We start from the raw sequence: 16159 nt of genomic DNA, 5'->3' as shown, positions 1-16159 counted from the left end.
AATTGATTGGATAATTAAATTAAACTGTATTAATTTCACCCAATCAAAATACATTCAATCAGAAATAATTAGTCGAGCAGATAAAAATAGATGCAAAATAAACGCTTCTGAGAAATGCGCTCAACAATCACGCTCTCCCTCCTTCTAGCATACCCATATTCATGCTTGGAATTGGCGATTTCGCGTTTTGATCATTTAATTTTTTTTTCGCCAAAATCTGATTTTTTAAGGGCTCAGTATGAATAAACTGAAAATTAGCCTAGCATGGCAAATCGTTATTGCGCTCTTTTTAGGTATTTTGGTTGGTGCTGTTTTACATAACCAACCTGAAATCCGTGACGACATCGTCCATAACTTCCTACAACCTTTGGGTAAGATTTTCATTAATCTGATCAAAATGATTGTGATCCCGTTGGTTTTATCCATGTTAATTTTGGGTATTGCTAATGCAGGTGACAGTAAAAGTATAGGAAAGCTCGGTTTTAAAACCATTGTTTACTTCGAAATCATTACCACAATTGCTATTATTGTCGGTCTTTTTGCTGCAAACATTTTCAAGCCAGGCGCTGGCATTGATATGTCACAACTGACAACTTCTGATATCTCCCAATATCAGCAAACCACACAAGAAGTTAGTCAGCATGCACATGGTTTAGTTAACACTGTTTTGTCTTTGATTCCATCTAATATTTTCTCTGCAATGAATGATGGGCATATGTTGCCAATTATTTTCTTTGCCGTGATATTCGGTATTGGTCTTGGATCACTTGCTAAAGAAACAAAACAACCGCTCATTGATGTTTTAAAAGCGATCTCTGAAACAATGTTCAAAGTGACGCACATGATTATGCTTTTTGCACCGATTGGTGTATTTGGTTTGATCGCTGCGACTGTTGCGAACTTCGGTTTTAGCTCATTGGTTCCACTCGTGAAACTTGCTTTATTGGTTTATGGTGCAATCTTCTTCTTTATCTTTATTGTACTTGGTTTTGTGGCTAAATTCTGTGGATTCAGCATTTGGACGATTATCAAAATCTTAAAAGATGAATTAATTTTAGCCTATTCAACTGCAAGTTCTGAAACTGTTTTACCTCGTATGATGGAAAAAATGGAAGCCTATGGCGCTCCAAAATCGATCACTAGCTTTGTTGTTCCAATTGGTTATTCGTTTAATCTTGATGGTTCAACACTATACCAAAGTATTGCAGCAATCTTTATTGCACAGCTTTACGGTATCGATTTAACCATTACACAGCAAGTTGTACTTGTGCTCACACTCATGATCACTTCTAAAGGGATTGCAGGCGTACCAGGTGTTTCTTTCGTGGTTCTACTTGCAACCCTAGGTAGTGTTGGTATTCCACTTGAAGGCTTAGCATTTATTGCAGGTATTGACCGTATCTTAGATATGGCACGTACTGTATTGAACGTAATTGGTAATGCTTTGGCTGTTCTTGTGATTAGTAAATGGGAAGGTCAATTTGATAGTGAAAAGCAAAAAAATTATAATTTTGATGCCACTCACTAACATTTAAACATTTTTTCTTATATAAAATGGGAGCTTCGGCTTCCATTTTATATCGATACCTATTTTTCAAATCACTTTATTTTTCTACTTCTTGCACCCAAAACCCCACAATTTTATCACCACCATCATGCCCATCGAACACCACAGAAAATATAATCGTTTGATTGGGATAAATATATTTATAACCAATTTTTGTCACTTTACCATACGTTGTTTCAATAGATTTAGCAGTCAATACAAGTTCAGGATTATCTGCAACATTATCAGGTAAAGCATCAAAAACTGTTTGTAAGATTTGAGGATTTTTAGTCAACTCATCTCTAATATCTTGCTCGCTCAAACTCAGAATTTTAGCCTGATCATGATCAATCAAAGCTTGAAACAATATTTTTGCTTTTGTATTTTGTTGCTCTGAAGCCTCTAAGTCGGGCATTTTTTCCTCAATTTTATCTAAAATAGTTTCTTTTACTTTTTCACATGCAGACAATGGGAATATCAGACTTAAAATTAAAACAGTACTTTTCATCTTATTTTTGATCATCATTCTTCGCCCCATTTAAGTTAATATATTCTTTATCTCACAATTTAACAAAATAATTAAGTTTAAATACCAACTCATAGTACAAATAGCAAAACCTATAAATTTAAATAATTTGTACTCCGTTACCCATCATTCACATTGCTAATATTCAATTATGCAGCTCTTGCATCCAAATACCAACAATATTATTGCCACCACGATCCTAAAAAAGTCACCACAAAAATCATGATGTTATCAGAATAATTATACTTATAGCCTATTTTAGTGACTTTCCCATAAGCCAATTCAAAGGCTTTTATTTTCTTGAGGTTGTTCTAGCATATACTCAGATAAAGACGCATAAATCTGCATGGGTTCTTGTGAATTTTTAAGCAATTCTTGACGTAAATTTGCCTCACTCAAACTCAATATTGTTGATTGATCACGATCAATAATCACTTGAAATAGTGTTGCTTCTTTTTCATTTTGTTATTCACTAGCATCAGTAATGAAGTTCTATATTTTTTCACTCATCGTTTGTTTCACTTGATTACATACAACCAATGGAAAAATCTAGGTTATCACTAAAAGGGTATTTTTATATTTCATTTTAAACACTGCTTTTTTAAATCATCATACTGTCTAAACCAATGAATCCAGAGCATCGAGATCATGCTATTCATTAAAATAATACGCTATTTTTAAGAAATACCGTATTTCATTCGTTTAAAATAACAAAAGGATGCCGAAGCATCCTTTTGTTATTTTAATATTTTAAATAATTACTCATCAGATTCATTTGGATCCGTTTCATCCATAATGGTTTCATCACCAATTAGCTTTTCGTTGTCAATTAATGCTTCACCATCAACTGAATCGATTGTTTCCGCTTGATGATTAGCATCGACATCGACAACGCTTTCATCAATCAAATCATCTTCAACCGCTTCAACCGCAACTACGCCAACTAAGACTTCGTCATTACCTAAACGGATTAGACGAACACCTTGTGCATTACGACCAGTATGTGCAATCTCAGAAGCGCGAGTACGAACTAAAGTACCGCCATCAGAAATCAACATCACTTCTTTCGTTACATCAATCGCAACTGCACCAACCAACTCACCATTACGTTCAGATGTTTTAATGGCAATAACACCTTTACCACCACGTTTTTTGGTCGGGAAATCATCTACAGATGTACGTTTACCATAACCATTCGCAGAAGCACACAATACTTCACCTGTTTCAGGGACCACAACAAGTGAAACAATACGACTGACAAAATTCGTATCTATAGAATCCTCATCGTCTGGTTCTACATCTGCTCCAACGTCTTCCTCAGCTTGAGCAGCAGCAAGTGTTACACGCATACCGCGAACACCTTTTGCACTACGCCCCATCACACGAGCATCAGTTTCAGAGAAGCGAATAGCTTTACCTTCATTTGAGAACAACATAATTTGCTGTTCACCATCTGTAATCGCAACACCAATCAAGGTATCTTCATCTTTCAACTCAATCGCACGTAAACCATTTGAACGAACATTACTAAACTGCTCTAATTCAACACGTTTTACTGTACCTGATGCTGTTGCCATAAAGACATAGAAGTTTTTACGAACATTTTCAACACGTTCAGCAAACTCAGCAACAAGATCATCTTGCACATCTGTTGTAGAAAGTTCTAAACCGATTTCTTTCAGTTGAATACGCAAAGCATCTGACAAGTCATCAGGGTTTTCGCCCAATTCTGCAAATGCAGCTTTTAACGGTTCGTAATGTGCATCAATAATTTCATTTTCACGAAGTTTTGCAACATTGGCACGAACAAATGTCCTAAATTCAGTTAAACGCTCTTTGAATTTTTTCGGTGCATCAATTACAGGAAGAATCGCTGTAATTGTTTCATCTGCATCTAATGGTAACAAGTTCACCATTGGACGACCTTTTGCACCACGAGATGCTTGAGGTACTTCAAATACGCGTAAACGGTACACCTTACCGACATTGGTAAAGCAAAGTACGGTCGCATGACTTGATGTTACAATCAAATGTTGAATGTAATCATCTTCTTTCATTGAAGTTGCAGATTTACCACGTCCACCACGGCGCTGTGCAGCGTAGTCTGACAATGGTTGAGTTTTCGCATACCCTGTTTTAGAAACGGTTAATACCATTTGCTCTTCAGGAATTAAATCTTCACGTGAAAAATCAATACGAGATTCAACAATAGACGTTTTACGCGCATCACCATACTGTTGTAAAATTAGCGCTAACTCTTCTTTAATCACAGCCATCAATAGATTGAAATCGTTCAAAATTGCAGTTAATTCTGCAATTTGACCCAAGATTTCAGTATATTCTGCATGTAATTTATCTTGTTCAAGACCCGTTAAACGGTGTAAGCGCAATTCAAGAATCGCAGCCACTTGCGTTGGCGATAAGCGATAAATGTCTCCTTCTAAACCAAATGGTTTTGATGGATCTTCACCTTCAATTTCATCAGGACGAATTGAAATTGAACCCGCTTTTTCAAGTAATGCAACAACACCACCACCTGCCCACTCACCTGCTTGTAAACGCTCACGCGCTTCGGCAGGATTTGCAGAAGTTTTAATAGTTTCAATAATTTCATCGATATTGGCAAGCGCAACTGTCAATCCTTCTAAGATATGACCACGTTCACGTGCTTTACGCAGTTCGTACATGGTACGACGTGTCACAACTTCTTGACGATGGCGAATAAATGCAGCAATGATATCTTTTAAATTCATTAACTTAGGCTGACCATTATCTAGACAAACCATGTTAATGCTGAATGAATTTTCAAGTTGCGTATTTTGGAATAAGTTATTAACGATGACTTCAGCGTTCTCACCACGCTTCAAATCAATCGCGATACGCATACCATCTTTATCTGACTCATCACGAAGTTCAGAAATACCTTCTAATTTCTTCTCTTTGACCAACTCTGCAATACGCTCAATGGTTCTTGCTTTATTGACCTGATACGGAATTTCCGTGAAAACAATCGTATTACGACTAGTTTTCGGATCTTCTTCAATATGGTATTTACCACGAATATGTAGACGACCTTTACCTGTACGGTAAGCATCTACAATACCCGATTTACCATAAATAATACCACCTGTAGGAAAATCTGGTCCTGAAATATGTTCCATCAAACCTTCAATGGAAATATTCGGGTTTTCAGCATATGCCAAACATGCATTGACCACTTCAGTCATGTTGTGTGGCGCCATGTTGGTCGCCATACCGACTGCAATACCTGTCACACCATTAATCAATAAGTTGGGAATACGCGTCGGCATTACCTGAGGAATACGCTCAGAGCCATCGTAGTTGTCTTCCCACTCAACGGTATCTTTTTCAAGATCAGCAAGCATTTCATGGGTCAGTTTACGCATACGAACTTCGGTATAACGCATTGCTGCCGCACTATCACCATCAACAGAACCGAAGTTACCTTGACCATCAACCAATTGATAACGCAGGCTAAAATCTTGCGCCATACGAACAATGGTTTCATAAACAGCAGAATCACCATGTGGGTGATATTTACCGATGACATCACCAACAACACGTGCAGATTTTTTGTAGGCTTTGTTGTAGTCGTTACCCAATTCGTGCATCGCAAAAAGTACACGACGATGAACGGGTTTTAAGCCATCTCTGACGTCTGGCAATGCACGAGAGACAATGACGCTCATGGCATAGTCGAGATATGAGCTTTTAAGTTCATCCTCAATGGCAATCGGTCTGATTTCCGATACGCTCATGCATACTCCTTATAACAGACAACGTTTTGTTGTCTGATTTATATCATCAATCTTGCAAAAACTTAGCTCAAATATTCTGAGTTAAAATCTAAAATACAGCCGTAAATTATAGCACAAAATCTGCCTGTTTTGTCTGTATTAATCCTGCCCAATACTGTTAATTTTCGATAATTTAATGACGACATTTCAGACATTTTTTAAATTTGTGAAGCAAGTCCGACTTCATTATTTTTCACCCAACACGCCAACAAAATTCGCCCCATATAAACATTTTTTTTTCGCACTCAAATAAAGCATCATTTGATAAAAAGCTACGGCTTAGTTCCTGCTGGAATCATTTTACAGTCTGTTTGTTCAGAAACATCTATACCCGCGCTAAAACACATCCATGCCGATTGATCACTATCTGTATCATAGTAAGGTTTTAAAAATATTTTGACCTCTGCATCATCCGTAAAACTACTTTCAAGCATGCCTGTTGAGTTAAACTAGGTCTGCCCATCATTGATAAAATGAACAATTAAGTCTGAATCAACCAAATCCTGATACTCGGTGGTTAACTGATCTGTAGTTTTATAATAGTGATCTGCCGCACTTGTTACCTCTTTCAGCTCATCCAATCTCCGAATAACCTGATACTCTAAAGACTCACTCGCAATCGTAGTAACTTGATCAATTGCCATATCTTCCACCGCTTCAGTAGGTACAGACGCTGTAAAAATATTTGCAATATGAGGCATCACGTTCTTTTTTACGATCTCTAAAGCAACTGGTCCAAACATAAAAATAACCAATAATATCCAAACGATTTTCCCACCTAACCCTTTAGATGGCTTTTTAACGTCGGATGATTGACGGGCTTTTTGTTGCCAATGACTGAGTAATTTTTCTGCTTTATCTTCTAGTTTTGTATTTTGATCAAAAATTGTATTGAGTAACGAAGATGATTGTTGATCATTTGGTTTTTGAGGTCTTGGCGTGCCTGTTCGCTGAGTGGTTTTATTTGATGATCGGCTTATCGATGAATTCTTATCTCGACTGAATGGCTTAGTTTGATCACGCCGAATAGATGATTGCACCTGAGTACTACTCATAAATGTATCAACAAATTTTTGGTGTTTTAATCGTGTTCCGCATATACCACATCGAACTGCTTCATTGATATTTTCAGCATTACACTTTTGGCATCTCATACTCATTCATCTTTTATTTGTTTTATAATCTATCTATAACATATAAACATTTCGACAGAATAAAAAATGCTCCTTAAAAGGAGCATTTTTTATTCAATACGAAAATCGAGAATTAGATTTTAGAAACCAATTCAGGAACTACAGTATTTAAATCACCAACTAACCAGTAGTCAGCTACAGCATTGATTGGTGCTTCTTCATCTTTGTTGATCGCAACGATCACTTTAGAATCTTTCATACCCGCCAAATGCTGAATCGCACCAGAAATACCCACAGCGATATATAAATCAGGAGCAACAATTTTACCTGTTTGACCGACTTGCATATCATTTGGAACGAAGCCAGCATCAACCGCAGCACGTGAAGCGCCTTGAGCAGCACCCAACTTGTCAGCCAATGGATCAAGTACAGTGTGATAATTTTCACCTGAACCCACACCACGACCACCAGAAACAACAATACGAGCCGCTGTCAATTCTGGACGCTCTGATTTTACAATTTCTTCAGAGATAAATTTAGAGATGCCTGCATCGCCAGTAGAAGCAATAGCTTCAACAGCAGCCGAACCACCTTCAGTAGCAACAGGATCAAATGCAGTACCACGAACAGTTGCAACAACAACTGATTCACCAGATTCTACAGTTGCAATTGCGTTACCTGCATAAATTGGACGTTTGAAAGTCTTTGGACCATCAACAGCAGTAATATCAGTAATCATGCTTACGTCTAAAAGTGCAGCAGCGCGAGGAAGAATATTCTTACCCGTTGTTGTAGAGGCAGCAAGGATGTGAGAATAACCCGCACCAAGAGAAGCGACTAATTTAGCAACGTTTTCAGCCAATTGATTTGCATAAGCAGCATCATCAGCAAGCAATACTTTGCTTACGCCTGCAACTTTAGCTGCTTGGTCAGCAACAGCTTGTGCGCCTGAACCTGCAACCAATACAGTGATATCACCACCGATTTTTTGCGCCGCAGCAACAACGTTTAAAGTTGCACCGTTTAGTGCTTTGTTGTCGTGCTCAGCGATAACTAAAATACTCATGATTTTTATCCTTCTGTATTAGATCACTTTCGCTTCATTTTTAAGTTTTTCAACAAGCTCATCTACAGACTTCACTTGTACGCCAGCTTTACGCTCTGCAGGTGGTTCAACTTTAACTGTTTTAAGTTTAGACGTTGAAGTTACACCATAATCTGCAGGAGATTTCGTTTCAAGTGGCTTTTTACGAGCTTTCATGATGTTAGGCAATGCAGCATAACGTGGCTCATTTAAACGTAAGTCAGTCGTAATGATCGCAGGTGTGTTTAATTCAACCGTTTGTAAACCACCATCAACTTCACGAGTCACTTGTACTTTATCGCCATTTACTGTCACTACAGAAGCAAATGTACCTTGACCTGCGCCAAGTAAAGCACCCAACATCTGACCCACTTGGTTAGAATCATCATCAATTGCTTGTTTACCAAGAAGAACCAATTGAGGCTGCTCAGCTTCAACAATTCCTTTCAGGATTTTAGCAATTTCTAAAGCACCAAGTTGGCTGTCATCAGCTTCAACCAAGATACCGCGATCTGCACCAAGCGCCATAGCAGAACGAATCTGTTCTTGCGCTTCTTTAGGACCAATAGAAACAACAACGATTTCCGAAACAGTTCCTTTTTCTTTTAAGCGAACCGCTTCTTCCACTGCGATTTCACAGAATGGGTTGATCGACATTTTTACGTTAGTTAGGTCAACACCACTATTGTCCGGTTTAACGCGAACTTTAACGTTGGCATCAACCACACGTTTTACAGCAACAAGAGCCTTCATGTATTCCTCGGCTGTTTTAGCAAATGTAAATGTTAAGAAGAGTCATCATAACCCTTCTTTTAAAATTTATTAGGTGTCCTATCTTGCAATGCGTTTGGCATTTCGGTCAAGTCACAATTGGAAAAAGAGCATTAAAATTTCCTAAAAAAGCTTGAACGTACCGTTCACACTTTTTATTAAGGGTTTTAGTCTGTTTTTTTCGTATGTGATTTATACATTTTTTATATATTGATAAATATCATAATTTATTAAAATCACACTGATATATCTAAACAATTACAACTTTATTTTAAATGCTTATTCAATTTAAATAACATAACAGTTTCTCAACAGTTTTTATGTCATTTTAGACAGCATCTCTATTTTACGAAGAAGCCTAATCAAATAAATCATCAAATTTTCCACAATAAAAGTGTAACAAAAAGCAAAAATTAAAAAATGGCGACCTTTTTAGTTACTCGTTCTTCAAAAAATCATTTTTCTCAATTTTTTAAATCACTTTTAACTTACGGTTAACCACACTGCTGCAACCGTCAATAAAGTCCCTGAACCACCATCAATCCATTTTTGTTTCTGCACGTCTAACGGCTTATTGCTAATTATTTTCCCTAAAATCAAACTCAATGCACAGTAAACCAATAAAATTAAGCCAATAAAAATGAAAGATAGAATCAAACCTTGTTGTACTGTATTACCTGATTGATTAATAAACTGCGGTAAAATCGCAAAATAAATCAGCATACCTTTAGGATTTAAAAGTGCGGTAAAGAATCCTTTGCGAATTGGATGTGCTGTCGTACTTTGCTCAATCTTTAAAGTTTTATTACTGAACACCGATTTAAACAAGTGAAAAGCCAAATACAATAAATAAGCAATGCCCAAATAACGAATCGCATCAAACAATACAGGAAACGATACAATAATCGCTGCAATCCCCAATGCTACCAAAATAGAATGTACCAAATAACCTGAGCAAACCCCTAATGTTGCCATCATGCCTGCTTTCGCATCTTTACCCATCACTTGTGACAGGATAAATAACATATCGGGTCCTGGTGTGAAAATTAACGGCAACACCGTCAAGGCAAAAAGTACGAATACAGTCATTTCAAGTTCCTTTCTGTATCTCTGAAGATAAAAAATAGTATCTTGTAAATGACTTAAAATAGGATTTCAAATATTCTATAATAATGATTATTTTTCGAATTATATTCTAATTTATGAAATTATATTCTAAATCTATTTCAGTAAAGCTTGATCGTATTGATAAAAATATCATTCGTACTTTACAAAATAATGGACGTATTCAAAATAATGATTTAGCCCGTGAAATTGGATTATCCCCATCATCCTGTCTACGTCGAGTTAAATTGCTTGAAGAAGCTGGCGTCATTCAAAATTACACAGCCGTGGTTGATCCGCTTAAAATTGGTTTTCAACTGATTTTGTTTTCACGCATTTGGCTAACAGGTCAAGATGCTGAAACGATTGACACCTTTATTGAGGCAATGAAAGGACTTCCACAGGTCATGGAATGCTACATTATTTTAGGTGAATCCGATGCGCTGCTCAAAGTGGTTGTCCCCGACCTTGAAAGTTATCGTAAATTTCAAACTGCACATTTAACTAAAAAGAATGGTATTACTAGTGTTAAAACCGATTTACCAAGCCAAATTATTAAACAAAGTTATCAGTTACCGCTGGATGACATTAAAGAGATTAAGCTGTAAGGTCTTAAAGATAAGAATATGATTCACAGAAGTATCTAAAATGGGGTTTGTCTAATGATTGAATTAATAAAATTACCATCAATACCAATTTCAACATTCACTAAACAACTGATTGAACTTGAAACTGAACGTCTGAAACTTCGAGCTTGGCAAGAGTCTGATTTACAGCCTTTTGCAGAACTAAATGCTGACAAAGATGTTATGCATTACTTCCCATCCGTGCTTACGCGTGAACAAAGTGATAATTTAGCAGATAAATTTCAGCATTTAATCTTAGATCATGGTTGGGGATTTTGGGCAGTTGAACTGAAAGCGACAGGACAATTTATTGGATTTACGGGTTTAAATATACAACCTGAACAATTTATTTTTTCACCTTGCGTAGAAATTGGTTGGCGATTTGCAAAACAATATTGGCATCAAGGCTATGCAACAGAAGCGGCTAAAGCCTGTTTAAAATTTGCTTTTGAAACATTACAACTCAAAGAAGTCGTTTCATTTACCGCAGTGCATAACACAGCTTCCGAACATGTGATGCAACGCTTAGGCATGCAAGCCATGTTCGAATTTAATCACCCTGCATTAACACAAGAAAGTCCACTCTCACGGCATATCTTATATAAGATCGTACAAAAATCACTTTAAATCATGTGAGCTTGGGTAGGCTTAGCTCACCTGGCTTTGTATAAAGTCACGATGGATATGACTTAAATGAATAAGATCTTGTTTTTCCAATTCAAAAATAGTCCAGATTTGTAGAAAATCCTCTTTTGCATCGACATGTAAAGATGGCTTATTGCTTAATTGCCATTGTTGATCTGAAATCCACAAATAAATTTGCTGTGTATCCGCATTGACCGCTTGCACACGTCCTTCTGTATTTACCCCAACCACTACCGCACCTTCAGGTAAACAATGCTCTACTTTCGGAATGCTGAGTTCAACAAAATGCTTAACCTGACGTAAGCCATAGCCTTTAAAAATTTCTTTTTGCACATCTGAGAGTTGTAGATATTTTTGCTCAAGCTCAGGAGTCATGGTGATACCTAGGAATATAAAAATACGTGTGAACTTTATAATATAAGCATAAAGTATGCCGACATTAACCGAGTAAAATTTATACCGCAGTCGTACTTAAAAAACAATTATCCAAAAGACGTATTCAAAGGTAAAAATGATCAATAGATTTCATAAAAAAGACTGTATGTGATTTACCCTTAATATCATCAACCATAAAAAGTTATATACAGATACAGAAAATTTATGCGTTATCACATTGAAAACATATATAAATAACCTTAATTTTTAGACTTACTTGCACGTGGATGTGCTCTATCATATACCTGAGCCAAATGATCAAAATCAATATGTGTATAAATTTGTGTCGTGGTCAAATTACTATGACCAAGCATTTCTTGTACTGCACGTAAATCACCACTATTCGATAGCATATGACTCGCAAAACAATGACGTAATAAATGTGGATGTAAATCGACATTTACCCCAGCTCGTTGCGCTTGTAGTTTGACTCGATTTTCAATTTGTCGTGGGGTAATGACATTACCGCGTTGAGTAATAAATACTGGATAATCTGCCTTAAAATCACCTTGCCAAATACGATAAATTTTCAACCATTCAATTAAACTTTCTCTCGCTTTACCACCAAAAGGTACAATACGAGTTTTATTTCCCTTCCCTGTTACACGTAGTAAGTGTCGACCAAAATCAATATCTCGAATAGTTAAACCTTGTATTTCCGCTAGACGCAGACCACTTGAGTACAATAGTTCAAGAATAGCTTTATCACGTAGCCACAACTGATGTTCAACGGGTTTTTCAGGTGCAACTTGATCTATAATTTGGTTGATCGTTTCAATATCTATCAGACCAGGCAAAGGACGGGGTTGCCGCTTTAGCTGTAAATCATGTGCAGGGTTAAAAGCCAAATAATTACCCTGCGTTGCCCACTTCATAAATTGACGAATAGAAGTCAAATGGCGCTGTAAGCTGCTTGTACTGAGCTGATTTTGCTCAACCTTATACGCCATATACTCACGTAAATCAGCTTTTTCAACATTATGTAATTCAAGTTTTTTGTTATAACAAAAGTCAATAAATCCTGATACATCTCGAAAGTAAGCATCTAAAGTATGTTCTGACTGATTTTGTATTTTGCGTTCATCTATCCACATAGAGAGCAATTGCATCGCACCATGTTGCACAAGCATTTCTCTAATCGCCTAAATATTTATTTATGAAAACAGTTTAGCAAAAAATCCTTTCTTTCTCTCTTGCTCTCGAATATAAAATGATTGTGTATCGCTTAAAAATAATGACTTAGACCTTCTTGCTTATGCTCATCAATAAATATCAAATCAACCGCTGTTTTCTTAACAAGTGTATTAAATGCCGTTTGTCCAACTTGAACATTTATTTTTTTTACGCTCTTTCTCTGTGAATAATGATGAAATCGTCAAACCAATGCCAGTTCAGGATCTCTTTTCACATATGTATTTGAGCCAAATATGCAACACTATTACTTCCTTTTGTTTTTAAAAGCTGATTAATAAATCACCATTTCAACTGGACAGGGTAAAGGCTGGCTCAGTAAAACTTGCGTATCTTCTGTAAATTCATATGCTTCAGGTTTCGGTCTAAAATATCCCTCTAATAATCCTTCCACCTTTTTAGGATAAAGCTCTTTACTGACGTTAGAGTCGGGATTTAACAGTAAATATGCACCCGTAGTCCTCTCGAAAAAATTTTCGTATGTAACCTTAAATAATTTCATTATGTTGAATGATTATTTTCTATATTCCGATGGAATTTATAATTATTTGACAATGATGCGCAATAAAATTTTATGCTAAGTTTAATTTTTTCCATTGTTGGTATTTTTGATCAATCACAACAGCCATTAAATCATAATTTTCCCACGTATCTTCAACGGCATAGGTATCACTTAATCCTTTTGAATGCACCAATGTTACATCGTAGTCGTTAAAATACTGATTACTCTCGTAATAATACTGTGTAAATGCAAATGCCTCTTCGTTTAAGTCATCTTCCCAGAATTTTTCATCACACATCGTGCTTAAAAAATCTCGACCTGTAATTATATGGTCACGAACTTGCTGTAATTCTTCTTCGCTTTCTTCTAGGTGCATTTCACCTTCTAAGTGATTATTGATAATCCATGCGAGATAAATACCAATATGTGTACCACCATTTTCATAAGGGAAACCCGCTGTTTCTGCAGATTCACCATGCCAATCTATACGATCTATTGCCATTTTAGTTTTACCTATTCTTCTTTATTATATCATCAACATTATATTAAAATCATTATGAATACATTCAATCAGTAATTTAAGCTTTGTTATGTAAAAGACCCTGAAATTAATTCAGGGTCTTTTAAACAGATTTTTAAAAATAATAGCCATTTAACTTTGAAATAAACGTAAATCGGTACGACCTTCATATACTGTTGCAGTCGGACCTGTCATCCACACGACACCGCCTTCTTCCCACTCAATTTGTAATGTACCGCCTGCAAGTTCAATTTTAACCGACTTTTCAAGTAAGCCACGGCGCATACCAGAAACAGCAGCAGCACAAGCACCTGTACCACATGCCATAGTTTCACCCACACCACGTTCAAATACACGTAAACGCGCATGCTTGCCGTCAATGATTTGCATAAAGCCAGCATTGACACGATGTGGAAAACGCTCATGTGACTCGACTTGTGGACCAATATTTGCCACATCAGCGGTGAGCACATCAGGAACGATTGTCACTGCATGTGGATTGCCCATATTAACCACATCAATGCTCAATTTTTCATTATTAAGCAAATCAATGTCATACAAAGCTTCAGGTTCTTCTGCAATAAATGGAATTTCCACAGGCAAAAACTTTGGATAGCCCATATTGACACGCACCCAACCATTTGCACCCAGTTCAGGCTCAACAATCCCTGCAGTCGTTTGTACCTTAAATTTAGTTTTATTGGTCAACTGGCGTTCATGCACAAAACGTGCAAAACAACGTACACCATTACCACATTGTTCAACTTCAGAGCCATCTGCATTAAAAATTCGATATTTAAAATCAACATTGGGTAAATCAGGTGGTTCAACAATCAAAAGCTGATCAAAACCAATGCCAAAATGACGGTCTGCCATACGTTGAATGGTCGTTTTATCGAGCATTAAACGCTGAGAAATCAGGTCAATCACTACAAAATCATTGCCCAAGCCGTGCATTTTTGTAAATTCAAATAACATTTTCATTTACTCCTGTGGCAATAAACATTCATTTGCCCACAATGATTCAATCGTTTCACGTTGACGAATCACATGTGCCTGATCACCATCGACCATCACTTCTGCTGCACGACCACGAGTATTGTAATTTGAACTCATCACAAAACCGTATGCACCTGCACCAAGTACAGCCAAATGATCATTTTCTTTCAGTGCTAGCTCACGCTCTTTACCAAGAAAATCACCTGTTTCACAAATTGCACCCACCAAATCCCACTCTTTCGCATCGACATCTGTACGTACTGTCACAGGCTGAATATCCATCCATGCCTGATATAAAGATGGGCGGATCAAGTCATTCATTGCAGCATCAATAATGGCAAAGTTACGGTGATTGGTCGGTTTTAACAAATCAACTTTAGTCACCAAAACACCTGCATTGGCAGAAATACTACGACCTGGCTCCATGTACACTTTCATCCCCAATTTTTCGAGCGCAGAACGCATCGCATTGGCATATTCAGCTACAGTTGGTGGCATTTCATCTTTATAGGTCACCCCTAAACCACCACCAATATCGATGTGTTTTAAGTTAATGCCCAATTTTTTTAATTGATCAATCATTGAGATAACGCGATCAAGCGCATCAACAAAAGGCTGTGTTTCTGTTAACTGTGAACCAATATGGCAATCAATACCCACCACATCTAAATTTGGCAATGACGCTGCATATTGATAAGTTTCGAAAACCACATCTGAAGGAATACCAAACTTGTTTTCTTTCAAACCTGTCGAAATATAAGGATGTGTTTTGGCATCAACATCAGGATTAACACGTAAAGAAATCGGGGCTTTTTTACCTAATTTTTCAGCCACTTTTTGAATACGATCAAGCTCGGCATAAGATTCGACATTGAAGCAAGCAATACCCACTTCAAGTGCTTTTTGGATATCAGCTTCTTGCTTGCCTAAACCTGAAAATACAATTTTAGAGGCATCACCGCCCGCAGCTAAAACACGCGCAAGCTCACCACCTGTAACAATGTCAAAACCTGAACCAAGTTTAGCGAGCACATTCAACACCGCAATATTTGAGTTCGACTTCACTGCAAAGCAAATTTGATGATCAATAAAACTGAATGCTTGATCCATATCTAAATAATGCTTTTCAAATGCTGCTTTTGAATAAACATAAAGCGGCGTCGAAAATTGCTGTGCAAGCTGTTCGAGTGAACATTGCTCTGCATGCAATACCCCATTAATGCGGGAAAAACTCATGAATGTATCCTTTCAATGAACGT

General features: G+C 36.9%; 15 protein-coding genes. 3 read left to right on the top strand and 12 right to left on the bottom strand.

What is annotated here, in order from left to right:
* Positions 1-238 precede the first annotated feature (238 nt).
* Positions 239-1528: a glutamate/aspartate:proton symporter GltP gene (gene gltP, locus ACK2M2_RS01915; RefSeq protein ID WP_409512133.1), complete on the top strand. Its 1290-nt coding sequence runs from the start codon at positions 239-241 to the stop codon at positions 1526-1528.
* Positions 1529-1604: 76 nt separating this feature from the next.
* On the opposite strand, the gene ACK2M2_RS01910 is transcribed toward gltP, so the two are convergent.
* From ACK2M2_RS01910 to ACK2M2_RS01880, 7 genes are all read right to left on the bottom strand, one after another.
* Entirely contained in the window at positions 1605-2072 is a 468-nt protein-coding gene (locus tag ACK2M2_RS01910) for a hypothetical protein (RefSeq protein ID WP_419345944.1), read from the bottom strand.
* A gap of 758 nt (positions 2073-2830) precedes the next feature.
* Positions 2831-5851, bottom strand: a complete 3021-nt coding sequence (gene gyrA, locus ACK2M2_RS01905) for a DNA gyrase subunit A (protein ID WP_419345943.1) — start codon at positions 5849-5851, stop codon at positions 2831-2833.
* 311 nt (positions 5852-6162) lie between these two features.
* On the bottom strand, positions 6163-6324 hold the full coding sequence (locus ACK2M2_RS01900; RefSeq protein ID WP_419345942.1) for a hypothetical protein: 162 nt from the start codon (positions 6322-6324) through the stop codon (positions 6163-6165).
* A gap of 15 nt (positions 6325-6339) precedes the next feature.
* On the bottom strand, positions 6340-6945 hold the full coding sequence (locus ACK2M2_RS01895; RefSeq protein ID WP_419345941.1) for a hypothetical protein: 606 nt from the start codon (positions 6943-6945) through the stop codon (positions 6340-6342).
* Between the two features lie 211 nt (positions 6946-7156).
* A complete protein-coding gene (locus ACK2M2_RS01890) occupies positions 7157-8089 on the bottom strand; it encodes an electron transfer flavoprotein subunit alpha/FixB family protein (RefSeq protein ID WP_409512128.1) in 933 nt (310 codons plus the stop codon).
* An 18-nt stretch (positions 8090-8107) separates the two neighbouring features.
* The gene (locus tag ACK2M2_RS01885; RefSeq protein WP_409512127.1) at positions 8108-8860 is read right to left on the bottom strand and encodes an electron transfer flavoprotein subunit beta/FixA family protein; all 753 of its coding nucleotides are present in this window, start codon (positions 8858-8860) and stop codon (positions 8108-8110) included.
* Positions 8861-9361: 501 nt separating this feature from the next.
* Positions 9362-9967 (bottom strand): LysE family translocator, encoded by a 606-nt coding sequence (locus ACK2M2_RS01880; protein WP_419345940.1) that lies wholly within the window; start codon positions 9965-9967, stop codon positions 9362-9364.
* A 113-nt stretch (positions 9968-10080) separates the two neighbouring features.
* Here ACK2M2_RS01880 and ACK2M2_RS01875 point away from each other — a divergent pair, with 113 nt between their 5' ends.
* Both ACK2M2_RS01875 and ACK2M2_RS01870 read left to right on the top strand, forming a co-directional pair.
* Positions 10081-10590 carry an Lrp/AsnC family transcriptional regulator gene (locus tag ACK2M2_RS01875; protein WP_409512125.1) on the top strand — a complete coding sequence of 170 codons (510 nt, stop codon included), beginning with the start codon at positions 10081-10083 and terminating at the stop codon, positions 10588-10590.
* Between the two features lie 54 nt (positions 10591-10644).
* Positions 10645-11235: a GNAT family N-acetyltransferase gene (locus ACK2M2_RS01870; protein ID WP_419345939.1), complete on the top strand. Its 591-nt coding sequence runs from the start codon at positions 10645-10647 to the stop codon at positions 11233-11235.
* A gap of 21 nt (positions 11236-11256) precedes the next feature.
* Here ACK2M2_RS01870 and ACK2M2_RS01865 read toward each other — a convergent pair whose 3' ends face one another.
* The 5 genes from ACK2M2_RS01865 to lysA all read right to left on the bottom strand — a co-directional run bounded on the left by ACK2M2_RS01865 (position 11257) and on the right by lysA (position 16136).
* On the bottom strand, positions 11257-11628 hold the full coding sequence (locus ACK2M2_RS01865; RefSeq protein WP_409512123.1) for a hypothetical protein: 372 nt from the start codon (positions 11626-11628) through the stop codon (positions 11257-11259).
* A gap of 260 nt (positions 11629-11888) precedes the next feature.
* Positions 11889-12782 (bottom strand): tyrosine recombinase XerC, encoded by an 894-nt coding sequence (locus ACK2M2_RS01860; RefSeq protein WP_409512176.1) that lies wholly within the window; start codon positions 12780-12782, stop codon positions 11889-11891.
* A 669-nt stretch (positions 12783-13451) separates the two neighbouring features.
* Entirely contained in the window at positions 13452-13883 is a 432-nt protein-coding gene (locus ACK2M2_RS01855; protein WP_409512122.1) for a hypothetical protein, read from the bottom strand.
* Between the two features lie 150 nt (positions 13884-14033).
* On the bottom strand, positions 14034-14879 hold the full coding sequence (gene dapF / locus ACK2M2_RS01850; RefSeq protein ID WP_409512121.1) for a diaminopimelate epimerase: 846 nt from the start codon (positions 14877-14879) through the stop codon (positions 14034-14036).
* Positions 14880-14885: 6 nt separating this feature from the next.
* Positions 14886-16136: a diaminopimelate decarboxylase gene (gene lysA, locus ACK2M2_RS01845; RefSeq protein ID WP_419345938.1), complete on the bottom strand. Its 1251-nt coding sequence runs from the start codon at positions 16134-16136 to the stop codon at positions 14886-14888.
* Positions 16137-16159 lie beyond the last annotated feature (23 nt).

It is taken from the genome of Acinetobacter sp. TY1 (assembly GCF_048551395.1).
Classification (GTDB): domain Bacteria; phylum Pseudomonadota; class Gammaproteobacteria; order Pseudomonadales; family Moraxellaceae; genus Acinetobacter.
This window is presented reverse-complemented; position numbering and strand designations above follow the sequence as displayed.

Coding starts and splice junctions, on each gene's coding strand:
- gltP (WP_409512133.1), top strand. CDS start 239: ATGAATAAACTGAAAATTAGCCTAGCATGGCAAATCGTTATTGCGCTC.
- ACK2M2_RS01910 (WP_419345944.1), bottom strand. CDS start 2,072: ATGATGATCAAAAATAAGATGAAAAGTACTGTTTTAATTTTAAGTCTG.
- gyrA (WP_419345943.1), bottom strand. CDS start 5,851: ATGAGCGTATCGGAAATCAGACCGATTGCCATTGAGGATGAACTTAAA.
- ACK2M2_RS01900 (WP_419345942.1), bottom strand. CDS start 6,324: ATGCTTGAAAGTAGTTTTACGGATGATGCAGAGGTCAAAATATTTTTA.
- ACK2M2_RS01895 (WP_419345941.1), bottom strand. CDS start 6,945: ATGAGTAGTACTCAGGTGCAATCATCTATTCGGCGTGATCAAACTAAG.
- ACK2M2_RS01890 (WP_409512128.1), bottom strand. CDS start 8,089: ATGAGTATTTTAGTTATCGCTGAGCACGACAACAAAGCACTAAACGGT.
- ACK2M2_RS01885 (WP_409512127.1), bottom strand. CDS start 8,860: ATGAAGGCTCTTGTTGCTGTAAAACGTGTGGTTGATGCCAACGTTAAA.
- ACK2M2_RS01880 (WP_419345940.1), bottom strand. CDS start 9,967: ATGACTGTATTCGTACTTTTTGCCTTGACGGTGTTGCCGTTAATTTTC.
- ACK2M2_RS01875 (WP_409512125.1), top strand. CDS start 10,081: ATGAAATTATATTCTAAATCTATTTCAGTAAAGCTTGATCGTATTGAT.
- ACK2M2_RS01870 (WP_419345939.1), top strand. CDS start 10,645: ATGATTGAATTAATAAAATTACCATCAATACCAATTTCAACATTCACT.
- ACK2M2_RS01865 (WP_409512123.1), bottom strand. CDS start 11,628: ATGACTCCTGAGCTTGAGCAAAAATATCTACAACTCTCAGATGTGCAA.
- ACK2M2_RS01860 (WP_409512176.1), bottom strand. CDS start 12,782: ATGTGGATAGATGAACGCAAAATACAAAATCAGTCAGAACATACTTTA.
- ACK2M2_RS01855 (WP_409512122.1), bottom strand. CDS start 13,883: ATGGCAATAGATCGTATAGATTGGCATGGTGAATCTGCAGAAACAGCG.
- dapF (WP_409512121.1), bottom strand. CDS start 14,879: ATGTTATTTGAATTTACAAAAATGCACGGCTTGGGCAATGATTTTGTA.
- lysA (WP_419345938.1), bottom strand. CDS start 16,136: ATGAGTTTTTCCCGCATTAATGGGGTATTGCATGCAGAGCAATGTTCA.